The 13467-nt window shown below is 53.2% G+C and carries 15 protein-coding genes and 1 rRNA gene; 2 read left to right on the top strand and 14 right to left on the bottom strand.

Annotated elements, in window-relative coordinates:
- Positions 1–95: 95 nt before the first annotated feature.
- From D3H35_RS02455 to D3H35_RS02445, 3 genes are all read right to left on the bottom strand, one after another.
- Positions 96–1649: ribosomal RNA gene (locus D3H35_RS02455) — 16S ribosomal RNA — on the bottom strand.
- Positions 1650–1994: 345 nt separating this feature from the next.
- Positions 1995–2216, bottom strand: coding sequence for a hypothetical protein (locus D3H35_RS02450; protein ID WP_119147626.1), 222 nt, complete (start codon positions 2214–2216; stop codon positions 1995–1997).
- Between the two features lie 167 nt (positions 2217–2383).
- The gene (locus tag D3H35_RS02445) at positions 2384–2992 is read right to left on the bottom strand and encodes a stage II sporulation protein M (protein WP_158593906.1); all 609 of its coding nucleotides are present in this window, start codon (positions 2990–2992) and stop codon (positions 2384–2386) included.
- Positions 2993–3103: 111 nt separating this feature from the next.
- On the opposite strand from D3H35_RS02445, the gene pdaB reads away from it, so the two are divergent.
- Positions 3104–3895 (top strand): polysaccharide deacetylase family sporulation protein PdaB, encoded by a 792-nt coding sequence (gene pdaB, locus D3H35_RS02440; protein WP_119147624.1) that lies wholly within the window; start codon positions 3104–3106, stop codon positions 3893–3895.
- Here the strand turns inward: pdaB and D3H35_RS02435 are convergent, their stop codons facing one another.
- The gene (locus D3H35_RS02435; protein WP_119147623.1) at positions 3896–4507 is read right to left on the bottom strand and encodes a KinB-signaling pathway activation protein; all 612 of its coding nucleotides are present in this window, start codon (positions 4505–4507) and stop codon (positions 3896–3898) included.
- Positions 4508–4643: 136 nt separating this feature from the next.
- On the opposite strand from D3H35_RS02435, the gene gerD reads away from it, so the two are divergent.
- Complete coding sequence (gene gerD, locus D3H35_RS02430) at positions 4644–5312, top strand: spore germination lipoprotein GerD (protein WP_119147622.1); 669 nt, start codon at positions 4644–4646, stop codon at positions 5310–5312.
- 51 nt (positions 5313–5363) lie between these two features.
- Here gerD and D3H35_RS02425 read toward each other — a convergent pair whose 3' ends face one another.
- The 10 genes from D3H35_RS02425 to rpsK form a co-directional block, all read right to left on the bottom strand.
- Positions 5364–6494 carry a P-loop NTPase gene (locus D3H35_RS02425; RefSeq protein WP_119147621.1) on the bottom strand — a complete coding sequence of 377 codons (1131 nt, stop codon included), beginning with the start codon at positions 6492–6494 and terminating at the stop codon, positions 5364–5366.
- Positions 6495–6556: 62 nt separating this feature from the next.
- The gene (cwlD, locus tag D3H35_RS02420; RefSeq protein WP_119147727.1) at positions 6557–7315 is read right to left on the bottom strand and encodes an N-acetylmuramoyl-L-alanine amidase CwlD; all 759 of its coding nucleotides are present in this window, start codon (positions 7313–7315) and stop codon (positions 6557–6559) included.
- Positions 7316–7415: 100 nt separating this feature from the next.
- Positions 7416–8594 (bottom strand): sulfate adenylyltransferase, encoded by a 1179-nt coding sequence (gene sat, locus D3H35_RS02415; RefSeq protein ID WP_119147620.1) that lies wholly within the window; start codon positions 8592–8594, stop codon positions 7416–7418.
- 42 nt (positions 8595–8636) lie between these two features.
- Entirely contained in the window at positions 8637–9329 is a 693-nt protein-coding gene (locus D3H35_RS02410; RefSeq protein ID WP_119147619.1) for a phosphoadenylyl-sulfate reductase, read from the bottom strand.
- A 218-nt stretch (positions 9330–9547) separates the two neighbouring features.
- Positions 9548–9940, bottom strand: a complete 393-nt coding sequence (rpsI, locus tag D3H35_RS02405) for a 30S ribosomal protein S9 (protein WP_119147618.1) — start codon at positions 9938–9940, stop codon at positions 9548–9550.
- A 20-nt stretch (positions 9941–9960) separates the two neighbouring features.
- Complete coding sequence (gene rplM, locus D3H35_RS02400) at positions 9961–10398, bottom strand: 50S ribosomal protein L13 (protein WP_119147617.1); 438 nt, start codon at positions 10396–10398, stop codon at positions 9961–9963.
- Between the two features lie 247 nt (positions 10399–10645).
- The gene (gene truA / locus D3H35_RS02395; protein WP_119147616.1) at positions 10646–11473 is read right to left on the bottom strand and encodes a tRNA pseudouridine(38-40) synthase TruA; all 828 of its coding nucleotides are present in this window, start codon (positions 11471–11473) and stop codon (positions 10646–10648) included.
- 88 nt (positions 11474–11561) lie between these two features.
- Complete coding sequence (gene rplQ, locus D3H35_RS02390) at positions 11562–11927, bottom strand: 50S ribosomal protein L17 (protein ID WP_119147615.1); 366 nt, start codon at positions 11925–11927, stop codon at positions 11562–11564.
- Positions 11928–11948: 21 nt separating this feature from the next.
- A complete protein-coding gene (locus D3H35_RS02385) occupies positions 11949–12893 on the bottom strand; it encodes a DNA-directed RNA polymerase subunit alpha (RefSeq protein ID WP_119147726.1) in 945 nt (314 codons plus the stop codon).
- 170 nt (positions 12894–13063) lie between these two features.
- Positions 13064–13462 carry a 30S ribosomal protein S11 gene (gene rpsK / locus D3H35_RS02380; protein ID WP_119147614.1) on the bottom strand — a complete coding sequence of 133 codons (399 nt, stop codon included), beginning with the start codon at positions 13460–13462 and terminating at the stop codon, positions 13064–13066.
- Positions 13463–13467 lie beyond the last annotated feature (5 nt).

Here is a 13467-nt window from a genome sequence, read left to right as displayed (position 1 = left end):
GGACTCGCCCCCTCAAAACTGAACTCGAGCGCAATACGGATTGCCACCTCGCTGACGCGAGCTGTGGACTTTGTTAGCCCTTGCGGGCTCCTTAGAAAGGAGGTGATCCAGCCGCACCTTCCGATACGGCTACCTTGTTACGACTTCACCCCAATCATCTACCCCACCTTCGGCGGCTGGCTCCCTTGCGGGTTACCCCACCGACTTCGGGTGTTGTAAACTCTCGTGGTGTGACGGGCGGTGTGTACAAGACCCGGGAACGTATTCACCGCGGCATGCTGATCCGCGATTACTAGCAATTCCGACTTCATGCAGGCGAGTTGCAGCCTACAATCCGAACTGAGACCGGCTTTGCTGGGATTGGCTCCGGATCGCTCCTTCGCAGCCCGTTGTACCGGCCATTGTAGTACGTGTGTAGCCCAGGTCATAAGGGGCATGATGATTTGACGTCATCCCCGCCTTCCTCCGGTTTGTCACCGGCAGTCAACCTAGAGTGCCCACCTTAACGTGCTGGCAACTAAGTTCAAGGGTTGCGCTCGTTGCGGGACTTAACCCAACATCTCACGACACGAGCTGACGACAACCATGCACCACCTGTCTCCTCTGTCCCGAAGGAAAGGTACATCTCTGTACCGGTCAGAGGGATGTCAAGACCTGGTAAGGTTCTTCGCGTTGCTTCGAATTAAACCACATACTCCACTGCTTGTGCGGGTCCCCGTCAATTCCTTTGAGTTTCAGTCTTGCGACCGTACTCCCCAGGCGGAGTGCTTAATGTGTTAACTTCGGCACCGAGGGGTGGACCCCCCCAACACCTAGCACTCATCGTTTACGGCGTGGACTACCAGGGTATCTAATCCTGTTTGCTCCCCACGCTTTCGCGCCTCAGCGTCAGTTACAGTCCAGAGAGCCGCCTTCGCCACTGGTGTTCCTCCACATCTCTACGCATTTCACCGCTACACGTGGAATTCCGCTCTCCTCTTCTGCACTCAAGTCTCCCAGTTTCCAGTGCATCACGGGGTTGAGCCCCGCACTTAGACACCAGACTTAAAAGACCGCCTGCGCGCGCTTTACGCCCAATAATTCCGGACAACGCTTGCCCCCTACGTATTACCGCGGCTGCTGGCACGTAGTTAGCCGGGGCTTTCTTCTCAGGTACCGTCATCGAATGTGCAGTTAACACACCCTTATTCTTCCCTGGCAACAGAGCTTTACGACCCGAAAGCCTTCCTCACTCACGCGGCGTTGCTCCATCAGGCTTGCGCCCATTGTGGAAGATTCCCTACTGCTGCCTCCCGTAGGAGTCTGGGCCGTGTCTCAGTCCCAGTGTGGCCGTTCACCCTCTCAGGTCGGCTACGCATCGTCGCCTTGGTGAGCCGTTACCCCACCAACTAGCTAATGCGCCGCAGGCCCATCCCTAAACCACAGATTGCTCCGTGTTTCCCAAGCCCGTCATGCGACAGGCTTGCGTATCCGGTCTTAGCATTCGTTTCCGAATGTTATCCCAGTCTTAGGGGCAGGTTGCCTACGTGTTACTCACCCGTCCGCCGCTAACCTTATCGGGAGCAAGCTCCCTCAAAGATCCGCTCGACTTGCATGTATTAGGCACGCCGCCAGCGTTCGTCCTGAGCCAGGATCAAACTCTCCATTAAAGTGTTACACTTTATTGAAGAACCTCGATGGCTCTTTCAAAGCTGGTCTTACTTTTTGGTCCTTCCGACTCGGCCTAAGCCTTGTCTTCAGGGATCCGTATTACGCTCGATGTTCAGTTTTCAAGGAGCAATCGCTTGGCATCTCAGCCTCGCTTTTTGTTGCCGGCCGCCGTAACAGCGACTTGATTAATATATCACATCTTGCTAGGCGATTGCAACAGGTATTTTTTTTCATTTCTTGCCGACCTGTTCGTTCGCTTCGTTCGACGGCGTCCTCGGTAAGAGGCGCGAGTAATAATCTATCATATCGAGCAAGCATGCGTCAACCCTCTATCGACATTTTTTTTATCGCTGCGAACGAAGCCCCAGCGCATACCGGGACAGCTCCCGTGGCGCCGCGAACCGAGCATACATGCGAAATATCACTTTATAGCGTTTCGATATCGCTTCCTTCACCGGTCCGTCCAGCCGTCGATCGCTCATATCCAGCAGCATCTCGTCCATCTCTTTGCGCAGCAAGTAATCGAGTTCTTTGCATTCTTTGTCTGTTAGCATCATTCCGAGCATCGACTATAACGGCCTCCTGTCATCCTTTGCGAATAAACCGCCCGAACGAGATGATTGGATCCCGCTTCGGCGCGTTTTACTGTTATTCACCAAATCCTCCCTTTTTATGATCCGCTTTCTTCCTTTCTCCGAAACAAAAAAGGAGCCCTAAGGCTCCTGACCGCTCATTATTTCATTAACCAAAAAGTAAAAGTGCTCTCAATCAACGCGGCCGCAATAAGCGTGCCTGTTACGAAGACCAGAGCAGGCACCGACCCGGCGGCGGTATTAACAAAAGGCTGCCACGGCCGTTCCTTTCCGATCGCGCTTCTGCCGATCCCTCTCGCGAAAGTCAAGCCGAACCGTATCCCGAAAGCGCAAGCCAAAAAAATCGCAGGCAGCTCCAAAATTCCATGTGGAAGTATTCCCTTCACGATAATAAGGAACATGTTATACCCGCGTTCGGATTGATCGACGAGCAGGTAGCCCATAATCATCCCGTTTGCCACAAGCATAATGACAGGCAGTATACCGCCGAATATGCCCACACACATGACAATGATCGCTTTTATAACATTGTTGAAAGCAATTAACAAAAAGAGCGCGAGCCGGGGATTATCAGATTTTGCCGCCGTTTCGGCAATGACAGAAATGCCGTTCAATTGCGCTTCCAGCCATCCGCTGGCCGCATTAGGCGATCCGCCGGCCACCGTTCCCGCAAAAAACAAAATAATGGAGAAAATAAAATACGGCCGAATTTCCTTCCATGATCGAAGAAGCGCCACGCGAGAAAACATCCCAATCTCTCCTGTTCCATTCATGAATAACTGCCTCGGTCAAGCATACATTGGTTAGTAGCCAAGCCTTGGGCGCGTCCCACATGACCGGAAAGGAGCCTTTCGATACCCATGAACTTTTTTATCGTATGGAATGCACGTCACATTCGCAGGCTGTTTTTTTTAACCGCAGCCGTCTTGCTGTCAGCCGGAATTATCTGGGTGGAAAAAGAAAACATCAGCGTATTCGCTCCTCATCCGCCTGCCGCTGTATACAGCGTGCCGACGGAACGAAAAGTCGTTGCCATTACGTTCGACATCAGCTGGGGTGAAAAACGAGCAGACCCGATTTTGGACATTCTGAAAAACAAAGGCGTGCAAAATGTAACCTTCTTCCTCTCGTCTCCATGGAGCAAGACGCATCCCGATATTGTCAAAAGAATCGCCGATTCCGGCTATGAAATCGGCAGTCACGGCCATAAGCACGTCAATTACAGCCAGCTTGGCGACGACGAAATTCGCAATCAGATCTCGACGGCCCACGGCGTGCTCACGGAAATGACGGGCAAAGGCCCCAATCTAATCCGGATGCCGAACGGAGACTTCGACAAACGGGTGCTGCGGATCGCCGAAGGTCTCAATTACAAAGTCATTCAATGGGATACCGACTCGCTCGATTGGAAAAATCCCGGCGTAGACAATATTGTCCAACGAGTCGTCACGCGAGCTCACCCGGGCGATATCATCCTTCTGCACGCCAGCGACTCCTGCAAGCAAACGCATGAAGCGCTTCCGATCATTATCGACCAATTGCGGGCCAAAGGCTACGAATTCGTAACGGTATCGCAGCTGCTCGGTCAAGCGGAGACGAAGGGAAACACGGTGCAGGACCGTACGACATGGAACGAGCTCCCTACGACTTGATCAATTGGCTTGCAGGGTCCGCTCCTTCTCGGCGGGTGTTCCCAGCAACCGGTGCAGCTGCATGATTTGGTAAGTGTTGCATATGAACAACGGAAGAAGCATGTAGACCAGCGAAGAGAGACTTCCCGACTTGAAGCCCGGATTCGCCTCGAGCACCGTGATCGTGACCATGAAGAAAAACGAGGGAATCCAGGCTCCGCGGGAAGTTTCCCTCACTTTAAACCATCCCACGATCGCGGCCAGCGCGACGAGTACGAGCGGCAGCAACCAGAAGGTCGCTTGCGGAAAATTCGTGTCGTACAAATTGATCATGATCTCGACAAGTACAAAGACCGTTACGAATCCTTGGAACGTTACCCATAAATAAGGCCGTTTGAAAATGCTTCGAGCTATGTAGTTCAGCGTCAAATACGCGAAAAAGCCCATATGCGCGAAAGCTCCTAGAGCCAAACCGCTCAATGCCATCATGACAATGTTAAACAACCAGCCATCCGCCTCAATATTGCGGAATTCCGGATCCATGAGCACCATAATGACGCCAGCCACGGTCGTCACCAAGCCTCCGGTCAAAATCGTCAAACCGAATAACCTCATCCATTTTCGCAAATTCAAGTCTTGACGCCTCCTCTGTCATTTCCTCTCCATTTTACCAACGATACAGCCAAAAAGCCATGAATCGCCCCCTTATATTCCGCCCTGTCGCGTCGCATACTACATCCATCATCCCCATAGAAGGGAGAAGGTCGGTATGCGTCGTTATCGGTTGCCTGCGCTCGGCGCCGTCATCGGGTTAACCTTCACGCTTGTGTCCTGCGGTCCCGAATCGTCAGGAAGCGGCGACAATCAGATGAGCTACAAAGAAGTCAAATCCATGGTTATCGATATTCTCGGCTCTCAGGAAGCTCAGCAAGCGCTCGAAAAAGCGCAATCCGCGCAGTACGGAGAAAGCACGCTGCATATGAAAGGTCTGACCGTCCAAGATCAAGAACAGGTCCGAATCGCCGTCAAAGACATTCTAACGTCGCCCGATTACAGCAAGGTGCTCGAGACTATTATGAAAAATCCGAAATTCGCCGGCGAATTCGCCAAAGCGGTCAGCAGCGACAACAAGCAGATCCATAAGGATTTGATGAAGGATCCGACTTACCAAAGCGAGCTCGTCTCAACGTTCAAGACCCCGGAAATGCAACGCATCCTGTTCGACGCGATGAAATCGACCGAATACCGCAAGCAGATTCAAGCTTCCGTATCCGAGTCGATCCAGAACCCTCTGTTCAAGCTTGAGATTATGAAGCTGCTGCAAACCGTTGTGAAAGAAGAATTAACTCCAACCGCGAAGGAATCGGGTAAAAAAGAAGGCGGGCAAGAAGGCGAAGGCGGAAAATCCAACGATAGCGGCGGAAGCAGCGGCGGTTGAGCCGCAATGTACAAACGAAAGCGGAACCCGCAAAGGTTCCGCTTTCGTTCGTTATTTCCCGCACTTGCGGATAACTGCATCCGCCAGCGCCAAATATTCGCGTCCCGTCTGCGAGTCCGCTTTGTAGACGGATGGAGAGTAGTCTGGCTCGGAAGGATGATTGTTCGGCGCTCCTAGCGCGAACTGCGCGAGCAGATCCGTGTTCAGCGTCTCCGCCAGCTTCCCTCCGCCTCCGCGGCCGAAGACGTAATCCTTCTCGCCGTCTTTGTTCTCGTAATACGACATATTCTCCACGACGCCCAGTATTTCATGCTCCGTGCGAATAGCCATCGAGCCTGCTCTGGCCGCTACGAATGCAGCTGTCGCATGCGGGGTAGTGACGATGATTTCCTTGCTTTGCGGAATCATCTGATGAACGTCCAGCGCGACGTCTCCCGTTCCCGGCGGCAAATCCAGCAGCAAATAATCCAGCTCGCCCCACTCGATCTCCGCGAAGAAGTTGCGAAGCATCTTGCCTAGCATGGGACCGCGCCATACGACCGGGCTGTTGCCTTCTACGAAGAAGCCCATCGACATGACCTTGACGCCGTATCGCTCGATGGGGATGATCTTCTCCCCCGCCTGCTCGGGACGTTCTTCGATGCCCATCATGTCCGGAACGCTAAAGCCGTAAATATCCGCATCGATCAAGCCTACCCTCTTGCCGCGCCGCGCGAGCGCTACGGCGAGATTGACGGTGACCGTCGACTTGCCGACGCCGCCCTTGCCGCTGGCGATTGCAATGAACTCGACTCCGCTCTCCTTGCTAAGCAGCGTCCCGCGCTCCAAGCCCGCCCCATGCCCCTTAATCGGCGCTGCCTTCTCAGCAGGCTCAGAGGGCTGTACAGTCGGCTCAGCAGCCGTCTCGAGCTTGATTGCCGCTTCCGAGCGTTCATGCTCGGTCATAATGCGGTATCGGATATGAGGTGTACCGGAAGATTCGATTCGGGCCAGCGAGTCGGTTACTTCCTTCTCTATGGCGGATCGAGCCGCTTCGCTATCCGGATGAATAACGATAGTCAAAGATACGGAACCATCCCTCACGACGATATCGCGGACTAGACCGAGTTCGGTTAACGGTCGGCGAAGCGTTGGCTCCGATATCGTCTGCAAGCTTTCCAACACGATTTCTCTAGTCAGCATCTGATTGACCTCCACTGTAGCCTTTGCCAATATCCTGTCCATCCGTATTATAGCACAGCTCGTTACTTTGCCCTTTCTCCGCTGCCGGAGTTAAACCTCAGAATGCCTCGGTAGATGGAAGCCGCCACCTTCCTCTGGTACTCTTCGTCGGCAAGCAGCCTTGACTCTTCCGGATGGGACAAAAATCCGACCTCCACTAGAGCGGTCGGCATCTCCAGCGTCTTCAGCAAGTAAACCGTCTTGTCGGCTTGCTTCGCTACCCGGTCGGTGTTGCCGAGCGCTTCCCGAATTTCCGCTTGAATATCGGCGGCAAGACGTTTGCTCTCCGGGTTCCTTGGATGGTAGAACGTCTGGGCTCCCGACCATTTTGGCGATGGAATACTGTTCATATGTACGCTTATTGTCAAATCCGCTCTTTGTTCTTGCACTTTTTCCGCCCGCTCGATCAAATCCTCGGTTTTGCGCCTTGAATGGCCCTTCGTGTCCGGCAAAGCCAGATCGTGATCGCCTTCGCGCGTGAGCAGCACGAGAGCGCCAGCTTGCTGCAAGTAGTCCCTCAGATGAAGAACGATGGCCATGTTGATGTCCTTTTCGATAATTCCGTCCTTGCTTACCGCGCCTCCGTCCGCCCCGCCGTGACCGGCATCGAGCGCGATGACGATGCCCGACATCGGATGCGTCCAGTGCGTCCAAGTTCGGGCTGTAGGAATTTCCGTGAAAAAGACGACCGTCGTCAACAGCATCAATCCAGCGGCCACGGTCAGACGGATCCAACCCCGCCGGGTCATCCATACCACGAACCGCCGATGTACGCTCAGCATGCCGATTCGCTTTCTCGCTCTTTGTCCAAACAATAAAATCCACCCCGTCCCAGGGAAAGTTCCCTACATCATATGGGACAAGGTGGACATTTATGCCAGCTTATATAGCGTACGTCTTGCTTGCTTCAGCCATGCCATCGATCAGAATTTCAGCAACTTCCGGACGAGAAAATTCCGGCGGCGGGCAAGTTCCTTCGCGCAGAAGCGCGCGAACCTTCGTACCCGACAATGTCAGGTGATGCTCCTTGCCATGCGGGCAAGTTTTGCTCGAAGCCATATTGCCGCATTTCGTGCAGAAGAAGCTGTGTTCAAAGTACAATGGCGTGATGCCGAGCTCTTCAACCGGGAAGGAACGAAGCAGATCCTGCGCCTCGTAGGTGCCGTAGTAATCGCCTACGCCCGCATGGTCTCGGCCCACGATAAAGTGGGTACAGCCGTAATTTTTGCGAACCATCGCATGGAAGATCGCTTCACGAGGCCCTGCATAGCGCATCGCTGCCGGGAACACTCCGAGGAATACTCTGTCTTCCGGATAATAGTTCTTAAGCAGAGCGACGTAGCTTTTCATTCGTACGTTGGCAGGAACATCGTCCGATTTCGTCTCGCCGACGAGCGGATTCAAGAAGAGAGCGTCTACGATCTCCATAGCGGCCTTCTGAATATACTCGTGAGCCCGGTGAACCGGATTGCGGGTCTGGAAGCCAACGACCGTTCTCCAGCCTTTCTCGGCGAAGATTTGGCGGGTTTGCTCCGGCGTAAAATAGTACTCGTTGAACTTCTCCGGTACGGGACGGTTCAGCACGCGGATCGAGCCGCCTACGTAAGTATCCGGACGATCGAACAGCTTCACGACGCCTGGATGCTCTATATCGTTGGTTTTGAACACTTGCACCGCTTCGTGCTTCTTGTCGACCTTATAGATGCTGTCGATATCGATCGTGCCGTACACGATTCCGTCTTTTTCACCGACCAGCGCGGCGCGCTGACCGACAGACAGCTGCGAGGCCTGATCGGAAGTGATCGCCAGCGTAATCGGAATGCTCCATACGAGACCGTTCGAAAGACGCATGTCGTTCACGACCGAATCGTAATCCTGCTTGTTCATGAAGCCGGTCAACGGGCTGAAAGCGCCTACGCCGATCAGATCCAGATCCGATATCGTCCACGCATTAACGGGAATGGCTGTCAGTGCCGCAGCTTCGGACAGAAGCTTCTCTCGTTCCGCGCCTTCGGCAACTCGGTTAATCAATGTTCCGCCATGCGGCAAAATTGCGCTCATTATTTGAGTAGCTCCTTTAAACTTTGCTGGTGTGTGAAATCTTTATTTGTGCAATCCGCACTCGGTTTTTTCGTTGCCCGACCAACGTCCCGCGCGAGGATCCTCGCCAGGCATAACCTGGCGCGTGCAATGCTCGCAGCCAATGCTCGGATAGTAATTGTCGTGCAGCGGGTTGTAGATGATATTGTTCTCGCGGATATACTCCCATACGCGCTCGGATGTCCAGTCTGCGATAGGGTTGAATTTAACCAAACCAAACTTCGTATCGTATTCGACTTTCTTCGCGTTAGCGCGGGTCGGCGCTTGATCGCGGCGAATACCGGTGATCCATGCCTCGTACTGCGACAGAATACGCGTAAGCGGCTCGACTTTGCGGATGTTGCAGCAGCCGTTAGGATCGCTTTTCCACATCTCTTCGCCATGCTCGGCCGCTTGCTCCTCCGGAGTAATCTTCGGCTTCACTTGCACGAACTCCAGCCCGTAATGAGCGACCATACGGTCACGGGTTTCGTACGTTTCTTTGAAGTGGAAGTCCGTATCCAGATAGAAGATGTCCGTCTTCGGACTGATCTTCTGCAGCATGTCTACCAAAACCACGTCTTCGGCTCCGAAGCTGCATGCAAATGTAATGTTCGGGAATGTTTGAACCGCCCACTCGATAATCGTCTCGGGAGACGCGTTCTCGAATTCCTCAGCCTTCTGCCGAATGATTGCTTCTTTCTCCAACAAGTTCATCGTAAGACCCTCCAGTTATCCAGTTGAATCTGCGAAAACCAAGTAAGCTCGTAAGAAATTAGTACTATTATACGCTTTACAGGTAGGTTGTTCAATCGTTGTTCCGAAGTTTTACCGGACATTCGCCCCATAAAAGACTGCCAAATCCAGTGTATTCCCCGAAAAAGAAAATGCCTCCTCCGCCAGCGATTGCGGCGAAGAAGACATGTTCGGCGAGATTAACGTTTCGAGAATTGAGGCGCGCGACGAGCCGCTTTGAGACCGTATTTCTTACGCTCTTTCATACGCGGATCGCGAGTCAGGAAGCCTGCGCGTTTCAACGACGGACGCAATTCAGGGTCCGCTTTGAGCAATGCGCGGGAAATTCCGTGACGGATTGCGCCGGCTTGACCGGACATTCCGCCGCCGTGCGTCAATACGAGGATGTCGTATTTGCTGCCCGTCTCAGTCAAGACAAGCGGTTGCTTGACGATTAGTTTCAGCGTATCAAGGCCGAAATATTCGTCGATTTCACGTTGGTTGATAACGATGCGGCCTTCACCCGGCACGAGACGAACTCGTGCGACGGAGTGCTTGCGGCGGCCCGTTCCGATATATTGAACTTGTGCCATTCGTAAGTCCTCCCTTATTCTTATCCGCGAAGTTCGTAAACTTCAGGTTGTTGGGCTTGATGAGGATGCTCTGCTCCGGCGTACACTTTCAACTTCGTTTTGAGTTGGTGGCCGAGCTTGTTCTTCGGCAACATGCCGTGTACGGCGAACTCGATCAGACGCTCAGGGAACTTGTTCAGCAAGTCGCCTGCTGTCGTCGTTTTCAGACCGCCCGGATAGTGGGAGTGCGTGTAGTATTTCTTTTGTTGAAGCTTTTTGCCGGTCAGGACGATCTTCTCGGCGTTGATTACAACGACGAAATCTCCCGTGTCGACGTGTGGAGTGAACTCCGCTTTGTGTTTGCCGCGGATCAACGATGCCGCTTCGCTTGCCAGACGTCCGAGCGTTTTGCCTTCGGCGTCGATCACATACCATTTGCGTTCGACTTCGTTCGCTTTGGCCATGTAAGTAGTGCGCATGAAACATCCTCCTTCAAAATTTATGCCGTTTAAGCTATTGTTCGCAATTGTATATGTTCCGTCATTACTTATCTTCTTGCGGGCGTCTCTATTTTAAGTAGAATCCGTATGTCGCACGTCCCGAGACAAGAGTGCGTTTGGAAGCATACGAAAGCGGTGTGACATTTCTTCACTGGGGCCGTGGGAAGCCGTGAAGAAGGCACAAAAATTATTGTACAGCAAATCGCCTCTTTAAGCAAGCGATATTTTAGGCTTCATCGGGCGTTTCAGGCTTGTCTCCGAAGACTTCGCCATAATCGAGCGCCCATAAGGACAGTGCGTGAGGCGCTGCCGTCGGAGCCGCCTGCGACCGGTCTTTGGCGACCAGAATTCTCGCCATATCGGACGGGCTCAGCTTGCCTTCGCCAATCAGAATAACGGTAGCCGCGATTATGCGAACCATGTTGTACAAGAACCCGTTACCCTTCACGTACAAATGAATTCGTCCCCGTTGCTTGCCCGGATAACGCCATGCATCGGTATCCTCGAATGGGAGGAGCGTCTCGACCTCCAGCCTGCACTCATAGATCGTCCTCACATGGGAAGATTTCGTCGACTTCGGAGAAGCGAAGGACGAGAAATCATGCTCTCCGATCAAATGTTCAAGCCCTTTGGCCATCGCGGCGAAATCAAGCGGCGTTGGATGGTGCAGCTCGTACTTTCTCCGGAATACGTCGGCAAAGCGGCTGCAAAGGATCGAATATCGATACGTCTTGGATTTAGGATCATGACGAGCATGGAACTCTTGAGGCGCCTCGTAAACGGATTGAACGACGATATCGCCCGGCAGACGAGCATTGATCGCAAGCGCGAAGCGTTCGACCGGTATGCCGCAGTCGGTACGGAAATTAATGACCTGACCTTTGGCATGAACGCCGGCGTCCGTTCTGCCCGAGCCATTGACGCGAATGTGCTGTCCCGTCAGAACGAACAAAGCCTTTTCCAGCTCGCCTTGAATTGTAAGGCACCCCGGCTGGCTCTGAAAGCCGCTGTAATTCGTACCGTCATAGCTGACGATCATAGCAATGTTCCGCATGCTGACCCTCCGTTACGTCTATCCCGGAGCCCACAAAAAAAGGATGATCCGAATGCTCGATTCGGTCCATCCTTCTTTGCTCCGTATCTTACGCGCGGTCAACCAGTTCCAGGTATACCATTGGAGCGGAGTCGCCACGACGGGGTCCCAGCTTCAAGATGCGGGTATAGCCGCCTGGACGTTCCGCATAGCGCGGCGCCAACTCGGAGAACAGTTTTTGGATGGCGTCCTGATTGCCGTCGATCGTCTCCCGACGCACGAATGCCGCCACCTGACGACGAGCGTGCAGGTCGCCGCGTTTGGCGAGGGTGATCAGTTTTTCGGCGATAGAGCGAACTTCCTTCGCTTTCGCTTGGGTCGTTTGGATACGCTCGTAAAGGAAAAGGTCGGTTACCAAGTCACGGAAAAGAGCTTTCCGCGAGCTGGAATCGCGACTAAGTTTCTGATAAGCCATCTGTATTCCCTCCTTTGCTGCTTATTCTTCGAGGCGCAAGCCCAATCCGAGCTCTTCGAGCTTCTCTTGAACTTCCTCCAAGGACTTGCGGCCCAAATTGCGAACCTTCATCATGTCCTCTTCGGTTTTCGTGATCAGCTCTTGAACCGTATTGATGCCGGCGCGTTTCAAGCAATTGTAGGAGCGGACGGAAAGATCGAGCTCTTCGATAGTCATCTCAAGCACTTTCTCTTTCTTGTCCTCTTCCTTCTCTTTCATTGTTTCGGTATCTTTGGCTTCGTCCGTAAGACCGACGAACAGCGACAAGTGATCCGTCAAGATCTTAGCGCCCAAGCTGACCGCTTCTTCCGGTCGAATACTTCCGTCAGTCCAAACTTCGAGCGTGAGCTTGTCGTAGTTGGTCACTTGGCCTACACGGGTGTTTTCGACTTGATAGTTGACGCGGGTAATAGGCGTGTAGATCGAATCGATCGGAATAACGCCGATCGGCTGATCTTCCTTCTTGTTGCGATCCGCCGGGACGTAGCCGCGACCTTGTCTGGCAAAGATGCGCATATGGAGACGCGCGCCTGAAGCCAGAGTTGCAATGTGCAGATCCGGATTCAAAATCTCCACATCGCTGTCGGCTCTAATATCGCCGGCCGTCACGATGCCTTCGCCTTCTGCGTCGATCTCCAAAACTTTCTCCTCATCGGAGTGAATCTTGAGCGACAAACGCTTCAGGTTGAGGATAATTTCGGTTACATCCTCAATGACGCCCGGGATCGTGGAGAACTCATGAAGAACTCCGTCAATCTGTACCGATATGACGGCTGCGCCCGGCAAGGACGACAGAAGAATACGGCGAAGGGAGTTACCCAACGTCATCCCGTAGCCGCGTTCCAGCGGCTCGACGACGAACTTACCGTATTTTTTGTCTTCATGAATATCCACTGACTCGATTTTCGGCTTTTCGATCACAATCACAACCATAACCCTCCTTCAAAACGTCGCTGACGTTGCCGTTTGTTTACCGTGCCGCTATCGTTCAACCTCATCGTGAGGAGAATCATTCAGGGGGTAAACCATGTAGTATGCCTAACCAATACAACCATTATTCACAAGTTGTTCTTGTTTGATACCACATTGCGGCGCGATTATACGCGACGGCGTTTCGGAGGACGGCAGCCGTTGTGCGGGATCGGCGTTACGTCTTTGATCATGCTGACTTCAAGGCCTGCAGCTTGCAACGAACGAATCGCCGCTTCGCGTCCAGCGCCCGGGCCTTTAACCATGACTTCGACTACGCGCATGCCGTGCTCCATTGCTGCGCGAGCTGCAGTCTCAGCTGCCATTTGCGCTGCGAACGGAGTGCTTTTACGCGAGCCTTTGAAACCAAGGTTTCCGGAGCTCGCCCAAGAAATCGCGTTGCCGTGAGGATCAGTGATCGTCACGATCGTGTTGTTGAACGTCGAACGGATGTGTGCTACGCCCGTATCGATATTCTTCCGGTCACGACGCTTTGTGCGGACGACTTTCTTCCCTTTTTGTGCCATGCAGG

The organism is Cohnella faecalis, assembly GCF_003570905.1.
GTDB lineage: Bacteria > Bacillota > Bacilli > Paenibacillales > Paenibacillaceae > Cohnella > Cohnella faecalis.
Note: the sequence above shows the minus strand (reverse complement) of the source record. Positions and strands in the feature narration are given on the sequence as shown.